We start from the raw sequence: 21,780 nt of genomic DNA, 5'->3' as shown, positions 1-21,780 counted from the left end.
AATGCAAGGGGGAATACAAAGAGAAAAGGGTTTAGGGTATGTTGGCAAATTATTATTGCCAGTTAAAGCGTCACCACATTTTAAATTTTTATGGATCGGGCAATTGCTTTCGACTTTAGGTAGTTCGATAACGATGGTTATTTTGCCAGTCGTTGTATATTCATTAACTGGATCAACAGTTGTAATGGGAATGACTATGGCAATGTACATGCTTCCTAATATTCTTGCGTTACCGTTTGCGGGATTAATCGTAGATCGAATGGATCGAGTGAAAGTAATGTTATTTACAGATATAGTTCGCTGCATATTAATGCTATTACTTGCAATACTTATATTTATGGATGTTTTAACAATTCCACTTCTATATGTACTTGTAGCATTATATGGACTTATGGAAGGGATATTTCAGCCAGCATATGCGGCTGTAAGAGCGAAAGTATTTGTACCAGAAATTCGAAATGCAGCTAATTCATTAACGCAAATGAGCAATCAAGGTATACGACTAATTGGACCGGCTCTTGGAGGATTGATCGTTTCAGTTGCATCTGCCGGAATAGGGTTTGGACTAGATGCAGTAACATATTTGTTATCATTTTTTTGTTTATTATTTTTAAGAGAAATAAAGTTTAAAAAAGTAAAACCTATTGAAAAGAAAAAAGTCGATTATAAACAAGAGTTTATGGAAGGTGTTTTTGTTTTAAAAAGTCATCCGTGGCTATGGATTACAATTTTAGTCTTTTCTTTCATCAATATTTGTTATGCAGGAATTATCGTCGTATTAATTCCATGGTTATTTAATGTTCATCATCATTTTGAAGCATATGTGTATGGATTAGGAATGGCATCCTCTGGTGTTGGAGCTGTAGTTGCTGCGCTAATATTCGGCGGGAGAGAACGGTGGTATAAGCGGGGGATACTTGCCTATGGTGGTGTTTTAATAAGTGGTTGTGCGCTTTTAATAATGCCGTTCATTACTTGGGCACCTGTTTTAATTGTATTAATGGCAATTGAAGGGTTCGGTATGATGATATTTGGACTCATTTGGGAAACGAGTTTACAAGAGCTCGTGCCAGAAGAAGCATTTGGAAGAGTGGCAAGCCTTGATATGTTAGGTTCATTTGCTTTATTGCCACTAGGTTATGTAGTTGTAGGATGGTTAGCTACTGTCATAGGTGGCGAGATAACGATTATAACATTAGCTATTTTAGTACTTGTAACAATTGGAGTAGCATTATGTGTGCCGAGTATTCGAAGATTTGATTGATGATATAAGGGAAGGTGGGAACGACTTATATGCTTATAAAAAATTTGAACGATATAGTCGCAAAGGAATGGGACAACCAATATACTTTGCAGGAAAAGATCTTTGAAGCAAAAAATTTCACAGTCTATATTGCTACCCATAGAGAAAATAAGCTAGCATATAATCAACTAGTATTAATAAAACATTTTTGTAACGAAAAGCCTTCCGTGCATATTTGGCATAAGAAAATTAGCACCGATGCAACAAAACTGGACATCACAAAAGAAGTGACAGAAGCCATTCAAACTGGTTTTGTAAATGAAGAGTAAGCCCTAATTAAATTAGGGCTTACTCTTCATTAAATACAAATGTTTGTTTCAGTTTTTTACTTTCATTTACTGGATGGCCGTTGTAAGAAAAGTTCTTTTCTTCCCAAGTAATCACAACTTTAAAATTATGGCTATTAAAGTCTAATGGGAATACCATGTAGTCAAAGCTTGTATGACTTTTAGAAATATTTTCATTAGGTGTAGTAGGTTTAAAGGTAGCTTTAGAGGTAGGATTGTTATCAAGTATTTCCACGGATACGTTTGATACATCATGACCGATGTTTTTTACGAGTAAACTATATGTATCAAATACACCTTGTTTTGGCTGGATTGCTTGCTTGTTTACGTTATGAGATTTATCAATTTCGATATACCATTGTTTAGACTTTGATGCAATTGGTAGTGATTGAAATGTGTATGCACTAGCTTGTATTGGTAGTGCTAAGCATATAAGCGTAAAGAGAGTTAATATTTTTCGTTTCATTTTTTGAGAGCTCCCATTCTGTAACGGATTTATTTATTATTATCTTCTCTTTATGTTAAGTTATACCATATAATGTAAGGGATTCGTTTTATGAATATTGGGTTAGGAGTTATTATATTATTTGCTATGCTTGTACTTAGTTTTATTACATCTTTTTCTAAACAAGAAAGCCGATCCGCCTTTAGGCATGGAATGAAATGAAAGGGAAGTTGGATCCGAAATACTACTAAAAACCGTAAGGATCGTGGTACTTTAAGTATCCGAAGTTTAGATAGTGTCTTCAGATTTTTTATTTTAATTTTTCGGAAATAAATGATAATAGAAGAATGTTTTAAGGTGTTGGTTGAAGGGATATGTAACGAGTTTGATATGGCAATGGTATGTGATACTAACAGCGTTCATTTGTTTTTAATTAAACGGACGGTCATCCCCTTAACCCTACAAATAAAATGATTAATATCAAAATGTTTAAGAGAAGAATTCTCTCATCATAAGGTTAAATAGTAATAGTATGTTTAAGGGATTAAAGAAGGAAGCTGTGTAAAGGTCATACTACACAGCTTTTTTGTACATCTAATTTTAGAATAATCAATTAAGTGTATTTAATTGTTACGTATACGTAGTTCTGTCTCACTATCAAAAAAATGTGCTTTTGTTAAACTAAAGGCTACTGAAAGTTTATCGCCAGCTTTCAGTTCTGATCGAGCATTAATTCGTGCGACAAAACTTTGATTTTCAAGTTTTCCATGTATCATAGTCTCAGCACCTAATAGTTCAGCAACTTCAACATTAATTTCGACAGTTGAATCGGGAGAAGATTGAAGGACAATTGGTTCATCGTGAATGTCTTCTGGACGAATACCGAGTATAAGTGTTTTTTTATTGTATCCCTTTTTCTGCAATTTTTTTAATTGCCCTTCTGGTACTTTAAAACGAATGTTTTCTATATGAAAATAGTTATCTTTTAATGTTCCAGTAAAAAAATTCATAGCTGGAGAACCAATGAATCCGCCAACAAAAACATTTTCAGGAGTATCATAAACTTCTTTTGGTGTACCAACTTGTTGTATGATACCATCTTTCATCACAACAAGGCGTGATGCCATTGTCATTGCTTCCGTTTGGTCATGTGTTACATATATAGTAGTTGTGTTTAAGCGGCGATGAAGCTTAGAAATTTCTGAACGCATACTTACACGTAATTTAGCATCTAAATTGGATAGAGGCTCGTCCATTAAGAATACTTTTGCATCACGAACGATAGCTCTTCCTAATGCCACACGCTGGCGCTGTCCACCCGATAATGCTTTTGGTTTTCGCTTTAAATAATCTTCAAGACCTAATATTTTTGCTGCCTCAGTTACACGACGATTAATTTCATCTTTTGGTAGTTTTCGTAATTTTAAACCAAACGCCATATTATCGTAAACAGACATATGTGGGTATAGTGCGTAATTTTGAAATACCATTGCAATGTCACGATCTTTTGGAGCGACGTCATTCATAAGTTTATCATCAATATAAAATGAGCCGTCAGAAATGTCTTCTAAACCTGCAATCATCCGTAGAGTAGTTGATTTTCCACAACCAGAAGGGCCAACAAATACAATAAACTCTTTATCTTGAATATGTAAATTGAAGTCAGAAACAGCAGTTGTTTTATTATCGTATAATTTGAAAATATGATTTAATACGAGTTCGGCCATTATACATCACCCCTATTTTTATAATTAACTGAATTATAAGTTTTATTTAATGTAAGGTGAATTGGTAAGTTGCACAAAAAAAGTTAATTTTTTTATGCAAAATTACGAGATGTTCAAAGAAAGAAAAGCCAAATAAACAGCCACAGCACCTTCAAATGTTTTTATATTCAATCCTGTTTTTTCAATAAATTTGTCAATTCGATACTGTAAAGTATTTCGGTGTAAATATAATTGTTTAGCCGCAAGTGATACATTTAAATTACATTGGAAGAATACTTTAATACTCTCTATTAGTTCTTTATCATTGGAAACATTTTCCAATAAACGATTTGTATATTTTTCTCTTTTTTCTTTTGGTAATAAGGTCATTAATTGATAAGGGAGAAGTTGTTCAATGTATGTAATTTTCTTTGATAAATAGGGAGAAAGATAAGAAAATAAATTTCGTTCCCATTGATACAAGTGAGAAACTTGATTGGTTTGGGTGTAGTGTCTGCCGACAAAAAAGGATAAGGATATAAAAAAATCTGTTTCTAGCGTATCAAGGGCTGTTTGTAATCTATATTCAGATATATTTTCTGTTAAGATGAGGACTCCAGTTTGTGAAGTTTCCCATATTGTAGGAGTATCAAAACCAAGTATTGAATGTAAAGCATTATGAAATTCTTCTCGTTCCGTTATAGGATGCGTTGTGAAGAAATGTAAAAAGCGTACAGATGTTATTTGAATATCTTTACTCTGATATAACGCTTCGTACCAATACTTTTCTATTTTTGTTTCGTAGCATGTGTCAGTATGGATGGGAGTTAAGAGGGATGAAAGCAATTGACACTCCCGTTTATGTAAGCGAGATTTACGAATTCCTACTCTATTCCCGTCAATCAAAAACCAACTGTAATCTTCAGAAAGTATGGCTTCATTAATTTTTATATCTTTAGCGTAATATTTTTTTAATTGTTGAATCATATCAACACTCCTTATCTTTATATTATTTATTAATAACAAATTATATAGGGATAATGGATTAATACAGTTCGTGATAAAAATTTAAAAAATTCAGAAAATATATTGCAGAGGAAAAAGTGATAGTGTTATACTTCATAACAACTGGTAATGACAACATCATGTCGTGATCAAATTGGTATATGTATAAATAATATATCAATGATAGTTTATTCCTTCAACTGGTAATGACATAAGTCTACTAAAATTGATAGGGAAGGGAGAGACGAGCATTGTTTTTATAAATGAATAAAATTCGTTTGTAAACGCTTTATTTACAAGGTGCTCCAAATCTTTTGTAAAGTTGATTATATTAGTTTAATTTGTCGTCAGTGAATTACAAGAAACATAAGTAAAGATTATGTTATATAGATGATTGTTTCTAGAGGAGGAAAAGGGATGAAAAAGTGGTTTATTTTCTTTTTGTCAACATTGCTATTGGCAATAGTAGGATGTTCTAACAGTGGCGAAAAAGTTAACACGTCATCTAAAGATGAAAAAATAGAATTACGGTATGCACTTTGGGATAAGAAACAACTACCAGCAGTGGAAAAAGTGGTTCAACAGTTTAATGAAAAACATCCGAATATTAAGGTGAAAATAGAATTAACAGCGTATGGGCAGTATTTTCAGAAGCTTGAAACGGCAGCAACAGGAAATGCATTGCCGGATGTATTTTGGATGAATGGACCAAATGTTGTGAAATACGCTTCGGGGAAAGTATTGATGCCTTTGGATGATAAAGCGAAAAAGGATAAGTATAAATTGGAAAATTATCCGAAATCTTTAGTTGATTTATATACAGTAGATAATAAAACTTACGGTATTCCAAAAGATTTTGATACAACGGCACTTTGGTATAATAAAAAATTATTTGATGAAGCTGGAGTAGCATATCCAGATGATTCATGGGATTGGGAGAAAATGAAAGAAGCTGCAAAAAAATTGACGAAAAAGGAAAAAGATGTTTGGGGATTTGCAGCAGCAATGGGAAATCAAGGTGGCTATTATGATCTCATTTACCAAAATAAAGGGTATGTTCTTTCTAAAGATAAAAAAACAGTAGGATTTAATAAACCACAAGCAATTGAAGCGTTTAATTATAACATTAGTTTTATTAAAGAAGGATTATCACCAACATTTGCTCAAATGACAGAGACAACAGCATCTGATTTGTTTTTATCAGGTAAAGTAGCGATGATTTTTGATGGGCCTTGGATGGTACCAGAATATAAGAAAAATCCTGATTTAAATATTGCTGTTATGCCAAAAGGGAAAGAAAGAGCTGTTATGATTCATGGTCTAGCAAATGTCATCTCAGCGAAAACAAAATATCCGGATGCAGCTTGGGAATTTGTGAAATATTTAGGTTTTAAAGAGGCAGCAGATGTGTTTGCAGAAACTGGAACAGTTATTCCTGCTTTTAATGGAACACAAGAAGCATGGGTTAAATCCGTTCCAAACTTGAATTTACAAGCGTATATCACTGGTCTTGAATATTCTTACCCATTACCGAGTGTGAAAAATACAGGAGCTTTATGGGAGCAAGAAACAAAAGTATTAAAAAGGGTATGGGGAGGAGAATTGAATGTTGAAGATGCAACAAAAGAATTAACAGAGAAGGCAAATGAAGTTCTTTCTAAAAAATAAGGAGAGGGATTCTCTCCTTACTTTAAATCAAAAATTATGGGAGGAGTGAAGAGATGGAGGATCTATCAATAAAGGTAGTGGAGCAAAAACACACATATACAAAAAAAATATAAAAAGAAAAAGAAATTAGATTATATATGGGCATATGTCATGATTGCCCCAACTATGCTAGGGTTATTCATTTTTTATATGTGGCCAATTTTGCAAAATATTTATTTTAGTTTTACAGCGTGGGATGCGTTTGGTAGCTATGAATGGATTGGATTAGAAAACTATAAAAAGATGTTTACTGATCAAGATTTAGGAAAGGCTTTTCAAAATACATTTATTTATATCGTGCTTACTGTTCCAATCAGTATATTTTTATCCATCATATTAGCGGTGCTATTAAATCAAAACATTAAAGGGAAATCCCTGTATAGAACATTATATTTTTTACCTGTTATTACAATGCCTGCTGCAATCGCGATGGTATGGAAATGGATCTATAATTCTGACTATGGGTTACTCAATTACATGTTATCATGCTTTGGAATTGATGGTCCTAATTGGCTTACCAACCCTAACATTGCATTATATTCAATTATTATAGTTGCGATTTGGGGTGGGATAGGATATAACATGGTTATTTTTCTATCTGGTCTCCAAAACATCCCTAAAACATACTATGAAGCAGCAATTATGGATGGAGCCCGGCCAATTACAATTTTCTTTAAGATTACATTGCCACTTTTATCGCCAGTTATTTTCTTTGTAACGATTATGTCTTTAATTGGAGCATTTCAAGTATTCGATCTCATCTTTATGATGATTGGTAGAACAAGTAATGTAATTGAAAATACACAATCTATTGTTTATTTATTTTATCAAAATGCCTTTATTTTGAATGAAAAAGGATATTCGGCAGCCATAGCAGTTGTATTATTAATTATTATATTAATCATTACAGCGATTCAAATGATATTACAGAAAAAGTGGGTGCATTATGATGAATAAAAGAGTAGGTGCAGTCAATAAAAATAAAATTATGATTCATACAATGCTTATCATAGGTGCCTTATTAACCATTGGTCCTTTTATTTGGATGATATTAACGTCTCTAAAGACTTATGCAGAATCTGTTCAAGTTTCACCAGTTATTATCCCATCTCAATTTATGTGGAGTAACTATACGGAAATATTCAACTTATTACCATTTTTAAAATTTATGATGAATACTGTAATTGTTACAATAGCTAGAACGATTGGGCAGTTGTTTTTATGCTCATTAGCAGCTTATGCTTTTGCTAGAATACAATTTCCAGGTAGAAATGTACTGTTTTTACTAACTCTTTCCGTCCTAATGGTTCCAGCTCAAGTGTTTTTGCTTCCACAATATTTAATTATGGTAAAACTGGATTGGTTGAATACATTACAAGCGGTAATTGTACCTGGGTTATTTAGTGCATTTGGTACCTTTTTATTGCGTCAGTTTTTTATGGGCGTTCCAAAGGAACTAGAAGAAGCGGCGAGATTAGATGGTTGCAATCACTTCCAAATTTATTGGTATGTTATGCTGCCTCTTGCGAAACCAGGTTTAATTGCACTTGGTATATTTACAACACTCTGGTCTTGGAATGAATTGATGTGGCCGATGATTGTAAATAATTCACCAGATATGATGACATTATCAGTTGGTTTATCTTCACTACAAGGGCAATATGCAACAAACTATCCTGTACTAATGGCGGGATCATTTTTAGCGATTTTACCAATGTTGTTATTGTTTATTTTTTTACAAAAACAATTTATTGAAGGAATTACAATTACAGGTGGAAAATAAGAATAATAGAATAGGAGAGGATATGTATGATTACGGCGGCATTAATTGGGGCAGGAAGTCGTGGAATGTACGCTTATGCTTCTTACGCGTTAGAACATCCAACAGAGATAACTTTTGTTGCGGTTGCAGAATTGGATAATGCAAAAAGACAGAAATTCTCTGAAATGCATAACGTTTCGGAAGATATGCAATTTGAAACATGGGAAGAGTTATTAGCGAAAGAAAAGCTTTGTGATGTATTGCTTATTTGTTCGCCCGACCGGTTTCATTATAAACCTGTAATGCAAGCGATTGAGAAGGGATACAAAATTTTATTAGAAAAACCAATGTCACCAAGTCCTAAAGAGACATTGGAAATTGCAGAGGCTGCCACGAGATATAACGTGTTATTAACAGTATGTCACGTGTTAAGGTATGCACCATTCTATAGGACTTTAAAAGAAATTGTTGATCAAAAGAAGATAGGGGATATCGTTTCAATTCAATGGAATGAAAATGTCGGTCATTGGCATCAAGCACATAGTTTCGTAAGAGGGAATTGGCGTAATAAGTCTGAATCAAGTTCAATGATTTTGCAAAAATGTTGTCATGATATGGATGTGCTACAATGGCTTGTGGGTGCAGAGTGTGAAAAGATTTCATCTTTTGGAAGTTTGACTCATTTTAAATCCGAACATGCACCTAAGGGTTCGACGTTACGTTGTACAGATGGTTGTGAAGTTGAGGGAAACTGCCAATATTCTGCTTTAAAATGGTATTTACATGAGAGAGATGAATGGCCAGCGAATGTAGTTTCTATTGATACAAGCATTGAAAATAGACTGGAGGCACTAAAAAAGGGACCTTATGGGCGTTGTGTGTACCATTGTGACAATGATGTTGTGGATCATCAAGTAGTAAATTTGCTGTTTGATAATGATGTAACAGTTGCTTTTACAATGTCTGCATTTACAAAAGAGTGTTGCCGTACGTTTAAAATTATGGGAACACATGGTGAAATTCATGGTCATGATGTCTTAAATGAATTGAAGGTCAAATATTTTTCAGGTGAAGTTGAAACGATTTACCCAAAAACAATAGAAGGTGGACATATGGGAGCAGATAATGCAATTATGACTGATTTTATCGAAAAGGTAAAAAGCAATAAAACAGAAAGTTTAACGTCTGCAATGATTTCGGCAAATAGTCATTTGATTGCATTTGCTGCTGAAAGATCAAGAATAACGGGTGAAACAGTAAATCTTAAGCAATATGTGACAGAGTTACAACAATCGATGAATCTAGCAAAGTAAGAAGAGTGCATATAAAGAAACAAATTAAATATACGATTCAAGTAAATTTTAACAGATAGAATAAGCTTATCTTTCTCTGTGAGAAAGTAATGGTAATTCCTATTTTCATTCGATATAATAGCCATAAACTGGTCATAACAACTTTATAGATGAGGGAGTAAAACATGATTGCAAAAGATAATCGAACACCATTATACTACCAACTAATGGATATTATTGTGGAGCAAATTGAAACTGGGAATTTACAAGAACATGATAAGCTTCCATCAGAACGTGAACTATGCGAGATTCATGATGTAAGTAGAACAACAGTAAGGCAGACGATGCAAGAATTAGAAAAAGAAGGATATATTTATAAAAAACATGGTAAAGGGAGTTTTGTCTCACCTCGTGTATTTAATCAAAGTCTTGTCCGTTTTTATAGTTTCACAGAAGAAATGAAAAAATTTGGAAAGGTTCCATCATCAACAGTCGTATCATTTTCCATAATTCATTGCGATAAAAAAATATCGAAAATTATGAATCTTAACAATGGAGAAGAGGTGTATCAAATTACGAGATTAAGGTTAGCTGATAAAGAACCCATGCTATTTGAAACATCTTATATTCCTGTAAAGTTCTTTCCATATTTAACGAAGAAAGAATTAGAAGAAACACCAATGTACGAGATTTTCCGTACAAAATACCAAGTTCATATCACACGTGCGGTGGAAAGTTTCAAAGCGATTGCAGCAGAAAAAGAGCATGCAACATGGCTACAAGTTGAAAAGAATGAACCATCTTTATCTCTAGAACGTATTGCATATGCGAAAGAAAATATAATTGAATACACACAGACCATTGCAAGAGGAGATAAATTTACTTACACAGTTGAATTACAATAAGTATAGTTATACTTATTGTAATTCAACTGGTAATGATGACGTGATAAGATGTGGACTAATATTAAGGGGGTTCTGAAATGTTATTACATGCAAATGATGAAATAAGAGAAACATATGGAGCGTGTTTTACAGCGAAAGAAATTGCACAACAGCCAGATCTTTGGGAGCAAGTATATTTGAATTTTCAAAGCAAACATCATGAAATTATAGACTTCTTTTCACGTATTTCAAGAGATCATGAACAAGTGAGGGTTATTTTCACTGGTGCAGGGACATCCGCTTTTGTTGGAGACACAATTGTTCCATATGTAAAAAGGATTACGGATTTAAAGAAAATGCATATTGAAAGCATTCCAACAACAAATATAGTCTCAAGTCCTTATTACTATCTTCAGCCAGACATCCCAACAATTTTAGTGTCTTTTGCTCGCTCAGGCAATAGTCCAGAAAGTGTAGCGGCAGCGCAATTAGGAGAACAAATTATTCATTCAGTTTATCATATTATTTTAACATGTAATGAAGAAGGAAATTTAGCGAAGCAATTTCAGCATAAAGAGAACGCTTTTGTTATGTATATGCCACAGGAGGCAAACGATCAAGGGTTTGCAATGACAGGAAGTTTTACCTCTATGATGTTAACTGCACTTATGTTATGTAACTATAATCAGACCCATCTTTTAGAACCTAGCATTATGGATATTGTAAGATTAGGAAAAGATGTAATCAAAAAACAAGAACAGGAAATTCAACGAATTGCAGAAAAAGAATTTCGTAAAATTGTATTTTTAGGATCAGGCGTATTCGAGGGACTTTCTCGAGAGGCTGCTTTAAAATTTTTAGAGTTAACTGCTGGTCGTATCCCAGTTACGTTTGACACAACACTTGGGTTTAGGCATGGACCGAAATCAATTTTAGATAAGGATACAGTTGTTGTATTATTTTTATCTAATGATGAGTATACGAAAAAATATGATCTTGATTTATTAAAAGAGCTTTTTCAAGAGAAAGAAAGAAGCGAGATTATTGTTATAGCACATCAAGATAATCAGGAAGCAAGGCGAAATTCAAATACGTTTTTATGCAATGACGGACGCAATCTGAAAGATGACATGTATATTACGTTTATTTATATATTATACGGACAAATTTTAGCGTTATATAAATCTATTGCATTAGGGATTACTCCAGATAACCCTTGTCCAAGTGGAAGTGTAAATCGTATCGTTCGAGGGGTAACAGTACATCCTTATAAAGGAAAGGAATAGCAATTTATGAACTACTATGTCAAAGCATCTATGTATCTACTAGAAGATGGTGTTCGTGAGGGTGGATATTTACATATTGTAAATGGCTACTTTCTAAAACATGTTGAAGAAATAGTAGACGGAGCGTTAGTAATGGATTTTGAAGGAAGTATTATTTCTCCAGGATTTGTGGATACACATATTCACGGTGTAGCGGGACATGATGTAATGGATAGCACATATGAATCGTTAAACAATATTTCTATTATGTTATTGGAAAATGGTGTTACGAGTTTTTTACCTACAACATTAACTGATTCTTCGGAAAATATAATGAAAGCTTTAAAAAATATAGCTCATGCAAAAAAAAGAGGAGTGGATGGGGCCAATATTATTGGAGCTTTTCTGGAGGGACCTTGTTTTACGGAGGTCTATAAAGGTGCACAAAACTCTAAATATTTTATTGATCCAACCATTGAAATGTTAGAGGAGTGGATTGTTGCATCAGAAGGGACAATTAAAAAAATTGCCATGGCACCAGAGAGGAAAGGTGCTATTGCGTGTATACATCATGCTGTGAAAAAGAATATTCATGTAGCAATTGGGCATACGAATGCAAACTATGAGATATGCCAGAATGCGATTCAAGCAGGAGCGACGATTTTTGTGCATACGTTTAATGGAATGAAAGGATTACATCACCGTGAACCTGGCGTTGTTGGAGCGGTACTCTCAACTGAGCATGTGTATGGTGAAATCATTGTAGATGGACATCATGTACATCCAAGCGTAGTGAATATTTTATATAAATGTAAAGGATACGACAAAACTTGTTTAGTTAGTGACTGTATGCGAGCGGGCTTATTAGGGGATGGCACATATAATTTAGGAGAATTTGTTGTCCAAGTGCAAGACGGCATTGCCCGAACAGAGGCGGGTTCTTTAGCAGGAAGTACACTTCGATTTATTGATGGTGTGAAGAATATAGAGAAATGGACAAATGCATCGTTATGGGAATGTGTTCATATGGGATCGTTAATTCCTGCTAAAAGTATTGGAGTTGATAATGAAATTGGAAGTATAGCACCAGGGAAAAGAGCTGATTTTCTTATATTAACAGAGGATTTAGATCTTATAGGAACAGTTGTAGGGGGAGAAATGAAATATAAAAAGAATAAAGAGAGGATTTGAGAGTATGCTTGTTTCAACTCAATTTATACTGAGAAATGCACAAGAACAGGGTTATGCGGTTCCGGCTTTTAATATTCATAATTTAGAAACTTTAAAAGCAGTAATTGAATCCGCAGTAGAGCTTAGGTCACCTGTTATTATAGCTGCTACACCAGGCACAATAAAATATATGGGAAAAGAATATCTTTTGCATATGATTGAAGCAGCGAGAAAGCAATATGAAATACCAATTAGCCTACATTTAGATCATCATGAGGATATAAGTGATATTAAAAATTGTATTGATTCAGGAGTTCGCTCTGTTATGATTGATGCATCGCATCATCCATTTGAAGAGAATATTCAGATTGTTCAGGAAGTTTCGTTGTATGCAAAACAATATGGAGTAACAGTAGAGGCTGAATTAGGGCAATTATCAGGAATAGAAGAAGATATAAAAGTAGAAAACTCAATTTATACAGATCCTTACCAAGCGAAAGAATTTGTAGAACGCACGAATATTGACTCATTGGCAGTTGCAATTGGAACGGCACATGGACTATATAAAGGGGAACCAAAATTAGATTTACAAAGATTAATAAATATCAGAAAGCAAGTCAATATTCCTCTTGTACTACATGGGGCATCTGGATTATCAGACAGTTTAGTGCAAGAAACGATTCGTTTAGGAATTTGTAAAGTAAATATTGCAACAGAGCTAAAAATTGCATTCGGAACAGCATTACGCCATTATCTACATTCTCATCCAGAAGAAAATGATCCGCGTAAATATTTTTCAGATGCAATTATGGCGATGAAACGGGTTGTTGCAGATAAAATAAAGATGTGCAAAAGTTTAAATCGTGTGTAAGGAGATATTCTTATGATTGCGACAATTACATTGAATCCATCTGTTGATATGCGATATGAATTAGGAGAATTAAAACTAAACAAAATACATCGTACGAAAGACTATGAAAAAACTGCGGGTGGAAAAGGCATTAATGTATCGAGAGTACTTCGTTTGCTTGGAGAAGAAGTAACAGGAGCTGGGTTACTTGGTGGTAGTAATGGTGAGTTCATAAGAAAAAGATTGAAAGATTTATCGATTATTGATGAGTTTGTTTCCGTTAAAGAAGAAACTCGCAATTGTATAGCGTTAATCACAAAAAAATCTGCGTCAGCTACTGAAGTATTAGAAGCAGGACCAGCTATTTCAGAGGATGAAATAGCTCTTTTTATAAAAAAATATGAAAGGATAGTAAAAGATTTTGAGTTTATTGTTGCATCGGGAAGTTTACCTAAGGGTATTCCAAATTCATTTTATCAACAGTTGGCACAAAAGGCGGCTGAAAACGGTAAAAAATTCATATTAGATACAAGTGGAGAACCATTATTGCATGGCATACAAGGAAAACCATTTTTAATTAAACCAAACAGGCAAGAAATTTGTCAGTTGCTTCAAAAAAAACGTGTGTCACAGGAAGAAATGATTGCGGAAGCAACTAAAATCTGCGAGGGGGGCGTGCAGTATGTTTTGTTATCACTTGGAAGAGAAGGAGCGATACTTATTACGAAAGATGAAAGCATAAGGGCAATTATTTCAGAAATAAAAACAATCAATGCCGTTGGCTCAGGTGACGCAATGGTTGCAGGAATAACGTTAGCACTCGCAAAGGGGTATGGGATAAAGGATGCACTTCGTTTTTCGGTGGCGTGTGGAATGGCTAACGCAGCTGAGGAAATAACAGGTTACATACAGCTTAAAAATGTAGAGAATTTCTATAATGAAATTACAATTGTCTAAAAGTAGGAAGGGGAGAAATATGGGGAAGTACGTTGCTTGTTTTGATATTGGAGGAACTTTTATAAAATATGCAATGATTGATGAACAAGGAATGGTACATGAACAAGGGAAAATAACAACACCAGTACAAAATCAAAAGAAAGAAATTTTGTATCGCATTTGTGAAGTAATATATGAGTTTGAAAAGAGCTATAAAATTCATTCTGTAGGTGTATCATCGTGTGGGATTATTGATAATATCAAGGGGGAAGTTCTGTATTCTGCCAATATTTCGGGATATAGCGGTACAAAAATAGCAGATTACATTTATAGTGAGACAGGGTATGTGGCGAGTATTGAAAATGATGTTCGTTCAGCTTGTCTCGGTGAAATGTGGAAAGGAGTAGGGCAGGGGAAAGAACATATTGTTTTAATCACACTTGGAACCGGAATTGGTAGTGGAATCATTATAAATGGCAAAATGCTTCAGGGAGTGAAAGGATTAGCAGGAGAGCTTGGTCATATGATAATTGTTCATAATGGAGAAAAATGTAGTTGTGGCGGAGAGGGATGTTATGAGAGATATGCATCGACTTCGGCATTGATTCGTCAGTATAAAGAAGCATCAAAAATTCAAGGGCTAGAGATAGGTACAATCACAGGTGAAGAAATTATAGAACGTATGTACAGAGGAGAACGATTGGCAAAGGATGTATATGAACAGTTTCTACAGTATGTTGTTGCTGGTTTAGTAAATATTACTTATATATTTAACCCCGAATTAATTATTATTGGGGGAGGTATTACAGAGCAAGGTGAACCATTTTTGAAACAAATTCAAGAAAGGTTCCATGACAAAATAATGGATATCTATCAAAATAAGGTGGAAATCGCTTTAGCATCATTACATAATGATGCTGGTGTATATGGAGCTTGTTATGTAGCGTTGAATCAATGTGAGGAAAAGTCAATGAATATATAATTTTAGAAGATATTTATCGAGAATAGTTAACACGTAGAGCTTTTTATTTTTAAACAACCATTATCTTGTTTATATATCAGCTGATGGTTGTTTTTGTTTGAAATATTAATAGGAATATACATTTGTTGATGATGTGCTATAAAGTATGTACGGATGTGATTTATCAGTTCGGTTCTCGATTTGAAGTATAAGTCAAAGGGAATAGAATTATGAAGAAATTACCAAAAGTATGGTAAGATAACATTGTCATACAACAAGGGGGATTTGTTTTATGGAACATGGATATCTTGCTAAAGTAAATGTAACGAAAAGAATTGAATCGAAATCTAAGTATAATAAGAAACTTGAAAAATATCAAAGGCGCTTATTAGCGTTGCAGCAAATAGTAAAAGAAGAAAAAATCGCAGTTATGCTCGTTATGGAAGGCTGGGATGCGGCTGGAAAAGGCGGAGCGATTAAACGAGTGACAGAGCACCTTGATCCGCGTGGGTTTCAAGTAAATCCAATTGGAGCACCGGCACCTCATGAGAAACGGTACCATTACTTGCAACGTTTCTGGCGGAAACTACCTCAGTACGGGCAAATTACTATTTTCGATCGCTCGTGGTACGGCCGCGTGTTAGTTGAGCGTGTTGAAGGGTTTGCTACAAAGGAAGAGTGGACGAGAGCGTATGACGAGATTAATGATTTTGAAAAACTATTAACAGATGATCATTATATAATCGGGAAGTTTTTCTATCATATTAGTAAAGATGAACAGTTAAAGAGGTTTAAGGATAGAGAGAACAATCCTTTAAAAAGATGGAAAATTACAGATGAAGATTGGCGTAACCGTGAAAAATGGGACGAGTATGTTGAGGCAATGGAAGACATGTTTGAAAAAACAAATAAGCCTAATGCAAAATGGCAAATAATCGCGAGCAACGATAAATTATACGCACGTTTGAAAACGTTGAAAGTGATTATTTCGTTAATTGAGGATTATTTTGTAGAGCATGGTATAGAATTGCCTTCTTATTATTATGAAATGAAAGAAGGTAAGACGGAAGACTTTGAAACGAATCAAGATGTAGTTGTAAAATAGTACAAGGTTTACATATGAAATATAAAGTAGAGATACCCTGTAATTTTGAACAATAAAATTACAGGGTGTTTTTTATTTAGAAACATTTTACAAATAACAGAATAAGGTATATAATCAATAATCATATTAACATTGTTAATATGATTATTGATTATATACTATGTGGGGGTCTTATTTTGAAAGGAAGAGATGTTGTTTTAGGTTTATTAATGGGAAAAGAATTGTCTGGTTATGATATTAAAATTGTGTTTGAAGATGTATTTACTCATTTCTTTGATGGAAGTTTTGGGATGATCTATCCAACGTTACGTCAGTTGGAAAAAGAGGGGAAAATAAAAAAAGAAGTTGTTATGCAAGAAGGGAAACCGAATAAGAAAATGTACTTTATTACAGATGCAGGGCGTGAAGAGTTTTATCAATACATGCAAACGGATGTAGAGAAAGATGTTTTACGTTCAGATTTTTTAATGAGGATGTATTTCGGTAATTACAGCGATGGTCAGGCGATAAAAAAATGGATTAAGGACGAAATTGAAAGGAAAGAAGCATACATTGCGGATCTACGTCTGAAATATGAAAAGTGGAGAGAAGGTATTACTTTTGTTGAGGAAATTTCACTTGATGTAGGAATCGCATCGTATAGTGCTCAAGTAGAGACTTTGAAAAGAAAACTAGAGCAACTAGAAGCAAAAGAACACAATAAAATGGAAGACTGAAAAAACGTTCATAATAAATAAAGGGGTAGAAGAACATGGAACAATCAAAGGGTATTAAGATTGTCTTTTTAATGTGCTTAGGTATATTTCTTTGTATGATTGATACGACAATTATGAATATAGCTTTACCAGCGATACAAACGAGTGTAAATACTTCATTAGAAAAGATGTCTTGGGTATTAAATGTTTATACAATGACAATAGCTGTACTCGCTATTCCGCTAGGACGGATAGCTGATATTTTTGAGAAAGCAAAGATGTATATTGTTGGTTTGATAATTTTTGGTGGTGGATCAGTACTTTGTGCTTTTGCTAATACGGGCGATTTTCTTATCTTTTCTCGCTTTATACAAAGTGTAGGTGCAGCGATTTTATTTCCAACTAGTATGGTAATTGGCGTATCAGCTATGCCATTAGCAAAGAGGCATGTTGCACTTGCGATTTTGGGAGTAACACAGGGACTATCAGCTGCGATGGGTCCAGTAATAGGTGGAATTATTACACAAAATTTCGGTTGGAGATGGGTGTTCTTCGTAAATGTTCCAATTTGTATTCTTGGAATCATTTTATGCTGCATTATGTTACAAATAAAAAATGAAGAACGTATTATCTCAAAAATAGATTGGGTAGGACTACTATTAAGTAGCTTAGCAATTTTTTCTTTTACTCTCGTATTAGTAAAAGGAAATACATGGGGATGGCAAAGTAACATAGCCTTGTCTTGTTATGCAATTAGCACTATTTCTCTTATTCTATTTGTTCTAGTGGAACGAAAGGTTCATAATCCAATGGTGAATTTAAATTTATTTCAAGATCGAATGTTTGTTGGAGCATCTATCGTTGTTATATTAAGTAATGTATTTTTAATTGGAGTTACTGTATTGCTTCCGACGTTCTTGACGAAAATACAAGGTCGAACGGAAATTGAAGCAGCTTTTTTAGTGACACCTATTTCAGCAATGATATTTTTTGTCTCACCAGCTGCAGCAACTTTAATTAAAAAACTCGGAAAAGTAACTATTATTTTATCAGGCTTTCTTGTGATGGGCTTATCTTATTATTGGTTGCAAATGATTGATGTTAATTCAACAAATATAGAAATTATTATTCCATGTATGATACTAGGTGTTGGGTATGGTTTAGTAGTAGGTCCAATTACAGTTTTAAGTGCTTCTTCGTTTGAAGGGGAATTATTAACTGCTTCTCAAAGTGTCGTGTCAATGTTGCGGCAAGTAGGTATTGTTTTAGCGGTCGCAATATTTGTATCTAACTTAACTCACAACTTAACTGTAAATAAAGAGAATGTATATCGTTATGCAGAAGAAAAGGTGCGTAATATTCATGTAGGTAATACTCAGCAAGCGGAGATATTACAAATGACAAAAGAAAAAATAGAGAATCAAAGTATAGAAACGAATGTAGAAAAGCATCAAAATGAAAAATTTGTAGGGTTACATAAAGAGAAAAAAGACGAATTAATTCACCAAAAAGTAGATGAAGTGTTAAATGCTGTTCCAGTAGAATATAGAGATATAAAAAGAGAAGAAGTTATGAATCAAGTGACAAATGAAGTTGAAAAACAAGAGGAAAGTATAAAGAAAGAAGTACTCGCATTTTCGAATGATGTAAACCATTATGCTAAGAGTCAGATGGCGATGAGTTTTACAGATTTATATAAAGCGAGTGTGCCAATTATTTTAATTTGTGCTTTAGTAAGTTTGTTATTTTCGGAAAGAAAGGTTTTGAGTAAAAAGAAAAGTGGAAGAGTAGTAGAGGAAGTGTAAAGAAAACAGGCTAATAGCAGCCTGTTTTTTGTTTTTTGATTACATATTGTGAATGGTAGAATTTTTAATATAGCATGAGAGAAGTCGAGTTTGGTTAGAAAGTTTTTTAGAATGAAAGAGAAGAATGGAAAATGGCATTGAATATGTAACGTTAAACATAGTACATTAACAAGAGGGTTTAATTTGAAAGGGAGGATGAAGAATTGTTACATAAGGCGGGGGCTTTAATAAGTAATCGTATGTATACAGAAGAGGGACAACGAAAATTATACAAAAGAACGTTAATAATCGTAAGTATTTCACAAATGTTCGGCGGAGCTGGGTTAGCTGCTGGGATTACAGTAGGTGCACTTCTTGCGCAGCAAATGCTTGGGACAGATGCATTTGCAGGTTTACCGGCTGCTATGTTTACGATGGGATCTGCGATAGCGGCTTTCTTTGTTGGGAAGTTATCGCAAAAGTATGGTCGCCGCGTAGGGCTTGCAGCGGGTTTTATAGTAGGTGGACTAGGGGCTATTGGAGTTGTATTGGCAGCTTTAATAAATAGTATTATTCTTTTACTAGTTTCTTTACTCATATATGGCGCGGGTACAGCTACAAATTTACAAGCGCGTTATGCTGGAACGGATTTAGCGAATAAGAAGCAAAGAGCAACTGCCATTAGTATTACGATGGTAATGACGACTTTTGGTGCAGTCGCAGGTCCAAATTTAGTAGGTGTAATGGGAAGGTTTGCTCATTCAATTGGAATTCCTGAACTTGCTGGCCCATTCATATTATCAGCGGCGGCGTTTATACTGGCGGGTCTTGTCCTTTTTGTTATGCTACGTCCAGATCCGTTACTTATTGCTAATATGATAGAATCATATAAACAAGAACATACATATAAAGGGCAACCAGTAACAGAAGAAGCGAAAGAAAATAAAAGAGGCATTACGGTTGGAGCTATCGTAATGATACTTACACAAATCGTAATGATACTTACACAAATCGTGATGGTTGCAATTATGACAATGACGCCAGTTCATATGGGGCACCATGGTCATGCTTTAAGTGCAGTAGGTCTTGTAATTGGTTTTCATGTAGGTGCAATGTATCTTCCATCTCTCGTTACAGGAATATTAATTGATAAAATTGGCAGAACTACGATGAGTATAGCTGGTGGAGTAATCTTATTAGCAGCAGGTGTCATAGCTGCGATAGCGCCGAGTGATTCTTTAATACTATTAATCGTTGCTTTGTCTTTACTTGGATTAGGGTGGAACCTCGGTTTAATAAGTGGTACTGCTCAAATTGTTGATGCAACTATACCTTCCACACGTGCAAAAACACAAGGGAAGATAGATGTGTTTATTGCGTTAGCTGGAGCTTCTGGTGGAGCGATGTCAGGAATGGTAGTAGCGAATTCAAGTTATGCGGCATTGTCATTAGCTGGAGGAGTGTTAGCTTTCATGCTTATTCCTGTTGTGATATGGTCTCGAAAAGGAGAAAGAAATTAAAGAAGAGGTTCTAGTTATTGACTAGAACCTCTTTTTCATGCATTTAACTTAAATCCCACTCCACAATAAGACCTAAATGTGTAAGACCACCACCAAATCCGTACAGTAAAAGTGTGTCTCCGTTATTTAATTTCCCTTCTTTTCTAGCTAAATCTAGAGCGAGTGGAATAGAGACAGAAGATGTATTCCCCATATATTCCACGCTCGTTAATGTTTTTTGTATTGGAATTTGAGATTTTTCACAAATAGATTCAATCATGCGTAAGTTAGCGCTATGAGGAATGAGCCAGTCTATATCATCTTTTTGCATATTTGCAGTATGTAATAGTTCTTTTATACCTGCTGGCACCGTACGTGTTGCCCATTTATATACTTCTCTTCCATTTTGAACGATTTTTTCATTTGTTTGCAGTTGTGTGCCATTCATAGTAGTAGATAAATTTGTTCTGTATAGGTGAATTCCGCCGTCACCGTTTGTGCCCATGTGATACGCGATAAAGCTTGGTTTGTTTTCATCTCTTTCTAATAAAATAGCGCCAGCACCATCGCCAAATAAAATGCAGGTCGTTCTATCGGTGTAATCAGTAACTTTTGATAATGTCTCGGTCGCTACGACAAGTACTTTTTTATGTGATCCAGAAGTAATCAAGCTATTACCGACGTGCAAGCCATATGTGAAACCAGCGCAAGTGGCATTTAAATCAAATGCCATTGTATGAGGTATGTTGAAGTATTGTTGTATTTGGCAAGCAACACTAGGGAAAACGTAATCAGCAGTAGTAGTAGCGACAATGATACAGTCGACATCTTCTAAGTTTTTCTTATATGTTGTACATAAATTTTCAACTGCTTTAATGGCTAAGTTTGAGGCGTATTCATCTTCGCTAGCGATTCTTCTTTCCTTCATTCCTGTTCTTTGTACAATCCATTCATCATTCGTATCGATCATTTTTTCTAAATCATGATTTGATAATATTTGTTCTGGAACATGAGTACCAATTGCAGTGATACGGGATTTAGAATTCATAGGAACAGCTCCTAACTTTATTTTATAACCTGATACTAATATCAGGTTATAAAAATGTCAATATAGATTTTTAGTG

At 34.3% G+C, this 21,780-nt stretch carries 20 protein-coding genes; 16 read left to right on the top strand and 4 right to left on the bottom strand.

Annotation, left to right across the window (positions count from 1 at the left end):
* The first annotated feature begins 1 nt into the window (after position 1).
* Positions 2 to 1,264: an MFS transporter gene (locus tag QCI47_RS19035; RefSeq protein WP_098671764.1), complete on the top strand. Its 1,263-nt coding sequence runs from the start codon at positions 2 to 4 to the stop codon at positions 1,262 to 1,264.
* Between the two features lie 29 nt (positions 1,265 to 1,293).
* On the top strand, positions 1,294 to 1,572 hold the full coding sequence (locus tag QCI47_RS19030) for a hypothetical protein (RefSeq protein ID WP_000905834.1): 279 nt from the start codon (positions 1,294 to 1,296) through the stop codon (positions 1,570 to 1,572).
* A gap of 19 nt (positions 1,573 to 1,591) precedes the next feature.
* Here the strand turns inward: QCI47_RS19030 and QCI47_RS19025 are convergent, their stop codons facing one another.
* The 3 genes from QCI47_RS19025 to QCI47_RS19015 form a co-directional block, all read right to left on the bottom strand.
* Positions 1,592 to 2,056, bottom strand: a complete 465-nt coding sequence (locus QCI47_RS19025; protein WP_000823325.1) for a hypothetical protein — start codon at positions 2,054 to 2,056, stop codon at positions 1,592 to 1,594.
* A gap of 602 nt (positions 2,057 to 2,658) precedes the next feature.
* On the bottom strand, positions 2,659 to 3,762 hold the full coding sequence (locus QCI47_RS19020) for an ABC transporter ATP-binding protein (RefSeq protein WP_062822336.1): 1,104 nt from the start codon (positions 3,760 to 3,762) through the stop codon (positions 2,659 to 2,661).
* A 102-nt stretch (positions 3,763 to 3,864) separates the two neighbouring features.
* Positions 3,865 to 4,728, bottom strand: coding sequence for a PucR family transcriptional regulator (locus QCI47_RS19015; RefSeq protein WP_000615934.1), 864 nt, complete (start codon positions 4,726 to 4,728; stop codon positions 3,865 to 3,867).
* Positions 4,729 to 5,163: 435 nt separating this feature from the next.
* Between QCI47_RS19015 and QCI47_RS19010 the strand changes: the two genes are divergently transcribed.
* The 14 genes from QCI47_RS19010 to QCI47_RS18945 all read left to right on the top strand — a co-directional run bounded on the left by QCI47_RS19010 (position 5,164) and on the right by QCI47_RS18945 (position 20,677).
* On the top strand, positions 5,164 to 6,414 hold the full coding sequence (locus QCI47_RS19010; protein ID WP_353811921.1) for an ABC transporter substrate-binding protein: 1,251 nt from the start codon (positions 5,164 to 5,166) through the stop codon (positions 6,412 to 6,414).
* 96 nt (positions 6,415 to 6,510) lie between these two features.
* Positions 6,511 to 7,410 (top strand): carbohydrate ABC transporter permease, encoded by a 900-nt coding sequence (locus QCI47_RS19005; protein ID WP_353812014.1) that lies wholly within the window; start codon positions 6,511 to 6,513, stop codon positions 7,408 to 7,410.
* Positions 7,403 to 8,236 carry a carbohydrate ABC transporter permease gene (locus QCI47_RS19000; protein WP_011198667.1) on the top strand — a complete coding sequence of 278 codons (834 nt, stop codon included), beginning with the start codon at positions 7,403 to 7,405 and terminating at the stop codon, positions 8,234 to 8,236. The genes QCI47_RS19005 and QCI47_RS19000 overlap by 8 nt, the downstream gene beginning before the upstream one ends.
* 26 nt (positions 8,237 to 8,262) lie before the next feature.
* On the top strand, positions 8,263 to 9,528 hold the full coding sequence (locus QCI47_RS18995; RefSeq protein WP_000626886.1) for a Gfo/Idh/MocA family protein: 1,266 nt from the start codon (positions 8,263 to 8,265) through the stop codon (positions 9,526 to 9,528).
* A 164-nt stretch (positions 9,529 to 9,692) separates the two neighbouring features.
* Positions 9,693 to 10,412 (top strand): GntR family transcriptional regulator, encoded by a 720-nt coding sequence (locus QCI47_RS18990; RefSeq protein ID WP_000560690.1) that lies wholly within the window; start codon positions 9,693 to 9,695, stop codon positions 10,410 to 10,412.
* A 77-nt stretch (positions 10,413 to 10,489) separates the two neighbouring features.
* Positions 10,490 to 11,677, top strand: coding sequence for an SIS domain-containing protein (locus QCI47_RS18985; protein ID WP_000924262.1), 1,188 nt, complete (start codon positions 10,490 to 10,492; stop codon positions 11,675 to 11,677).
* Positions 11,678 to 11,683: 6 nt separating this feature from the next.
* The gene (nagA, locus tag QCI47_RS18980) at positions 11,684 to 12,847 is read left to right on the top strand and encodes an N-acetylglucosamine-6-phosphate deacetylase (protein WP_001110428.1); all 1,164 of its coding nucleotides are present in this window, start codon (positions 11,684 to 11,686) and stop codon (positions 12,845 to 12,847) included.
* Positions 12,848 to 12,851: 4 nt separating this feature from the next.
* A complete protein-coding gene (locus QCI47_RS18975) occupies positions 12,852 to 13,697 on the top strand; it encodes a tagatose-bisphosphate aldolase subunit GatY (RefSeq protein ID WP_000961489.1) in 846 nt (281 codons plus the stop codon).
* Between the two features lie 12 nt (positions 13,698 to 13,709).
* The gene (pfkB, locus tag QCI47_RS18970) at positions 13,710 to 14,633 is read left to right on the top strand and encodes a 1-phosphofructokinase (RefSeq protein ID WP_000562120.1); all 924 of its coding nucleotides are present in this window, start codon (positions 13,710 to 13,712) and stop codon (positions 14,631 to 14,633) included.
* Between the two features lie 19 nt (positions 14,634 to 14,652).
* Complete coding sequence (locus QCI47_RS18965; RefSeq protein ID WP_062822334.1) at positions 14,653 to 15,594, top strand: ROK family protein; 942 nt, start codon at positions 14,653 to 14,655, stop codon at positions 15,592 to 15,594.
* A 271-nt stretch (positions 15,595 to 15,865) separates the two neighbouring features.
* Entirely contained in the window at positions 15,866 to 16,678 is an 813-nt protein-coding gene (locus QCI47_RS18960; RefSeq protein WP_061130804.1) for a polyphosphate kinase 2 family protein, read from the top strand.
* Positions 16,679 to 16,854: 176 nt separating this feature from the next.
* A complete protein-coding gene (locus QCI47_RS18955) occupies positions 16,855 to 17,394 on the top strand; it encodes a PadR family transcriptional regulator (RefSeq protein WP_061131122.1) in 540 nt (179 codons plus the stop codon).
* 35 nt (positions 17,395 to 17,429) lie between these two features.
* Positions 17,430 to 19,178 (top strand): MFS transporter, encoded by a 1,749-nt coding sequence (locus tag QCI47_RS18950; protein ID WP_353811920.1) that lies wholly within the window; start codon positions 17,430 to 17,432, stop codon positions 19,176 to 19,178.
* Between the two features lie 239 nt (positions 19,179 to 19,417).
* Entirely contained in the window at positions 19,418 to 20,677 is a 1,260-nt protein-coding gene (locus tag QCI47_RS18945) for an MFS transporter (protein WP_483299112.1), read from the top strand.
* Positions 20,678 to 20,720: 43 nt separating this feature from the next.
* Here the strand turns inward: QCI47_RS18945 and QCI47_RS18940 are convergent, their stop codons facing one another.
* Complete coding sequence (locus tag QCI47_RS18940) at positions 20,721 to 21,704, bottom strand: ketoacyl-ACP synthase III (protein ID WP_001086306.1); 984 nt, start codon at positions 21,702 to 21,704, stop codon at positions 20,721 to 20,723.
* Between the last annotated feature and the right edge of the window lie 76 nt (positions 21,705 to 21,780).

Origin of the sequence: Bacillus cereus group sp. RP29 (genome assembly GCF_040459765.1) — a bacterium.
Classification (GTDB): domain Bacteria; phylum Bacillota; class Bacilli; order Bacillales; family Bacillaceae_G; genus Bacillus_A; species Bacillus_A paranthracis.
The sequence above is the reverse complement of the archived record's forward strand: the minus strand, read 5'-3'. Positions and strand labels throughout refer to the sequence as shown.

Bases quoted from the DNA above. Each gene is read 5' to 3' on its own strand.
- QCI47_RS19035 (WP_098671764.1), top strand. From the start codon at position 2: ATGCAAGGGGGAATACAAAGAGAAAAGGGTTTAGGGTATGTTGGCAAA.
- QCI47_RS19030 (WP_000905834.1), top strand. From the start codon at position 1,294: ATGCTTATAAAAAATTTGAACGATATAGTCGCAAAGGAATGGGACAAC.
- QCI47_RS19025 (WP_000823325.1), bottom strand. From the start codon at position 2,056: ATGAAACGAAAAATATTAACTCTCTTTACGCTTATATGCTTAGCACTA.
- QCI47_RS19020 (WP_062822336.1), bottom strand. From the start codon at position 3,762: ATGGCCGAACTCGTATTAAATCATATTTTCAAATTATACGATAATAAA.
- QCI47_RS19015 (WP_000615934.1), bottom strand. From the start codon at position 4,728: ATGATTCAACAATTAAAAAAATATTACGCTAAAGATATAAAAATTAAT.
- QCI47_RS19010 (WP_353811921.1), top strand. From the start codon at position 5,164: ATGAAAAAGTGGTTTATTTTCTTTTTGTCAACATTGCTATTGGCAATA.
- QCI47_RS19000 (WP_011198667.1), top strand. From the start codon at position 7,403: ATGAATAAAAGAGTAGGTGCAGTCAATAAAAATAAAATTATGATTCAT.
- QCI47_RS18995 (WP_000626886.1), top strand. From the start codon at position 8,263: ATGATTACGGCGGCATTAATTGGGGCAGGAAGTCGTGGAATGTACGCT.
- QCI47_RS18990 (WP_000560690.1), top strand. From the start codon at position 9,693: ATGATTGCAAAAGATAATCGAACACCATTATACTACCAACTAATGGAT.
- QCI47_RS18985 (WP_000924262.1), top strand. From the start codon at position 10,490: ATGTTATTACATGCAAATGATGAAATAAGAGAAACATATGGAGCGTGT.
- nagA (WP_001110428.1), top strand. From the start codon at position 11,684: ATGAACTACTATGTCAAAGCATCTATGTATCTACTAGAAGATGGTGTT.
- QCI47_RS18975 (WP_000961489.1), top strand. From the start codon at position 12,852: ATGCTTGTTTCAACTCAATTTATACTGAGAAATGCACAAGAACAGGGT.
- pfkB (WP_000562120.1), top strand. From the start codon at position 13,710: ATGATTGCGACAATTACATTGAATCCATCTGTTGATATGCGATATGAA.
- QCI47_RS18965 (WP_062822334.1), top strand. From the start codon at position 14,653: ATGGGGAAGTACGTTGCTTGTTTTGATATTGGAGGAACTTTTATAAAA.
- QCI47_RS18960 (WP_061130804.1), top strand. From the start codon at position 15,866: ATGGAACATGGATATCTTGCTAAAGTAAATGTAACGAAAAGAATTGAA.
- QCI47_RS18950 (WP_353811920.1), top strand. From the start codon at position 17,430: ATGGAACAATCAAAGGGTATTAAGATTGTCTTTTTAATGTGCTTAGGT.
- QCI47_RS18945 (WP_483299112.1), top strand. From the start codon at position 19,418: ATGTATACAGAAGAGGGACAACGAAAATTATACAAAAGAACGTTAATA.
- QCI47_RS18940 (WP_001086306.1), bottom strand. From the start codon at position 21,704: ATGAATTCTAAATCCCGTATCACTGCAATTGGTACTCATGTTCCAGAA.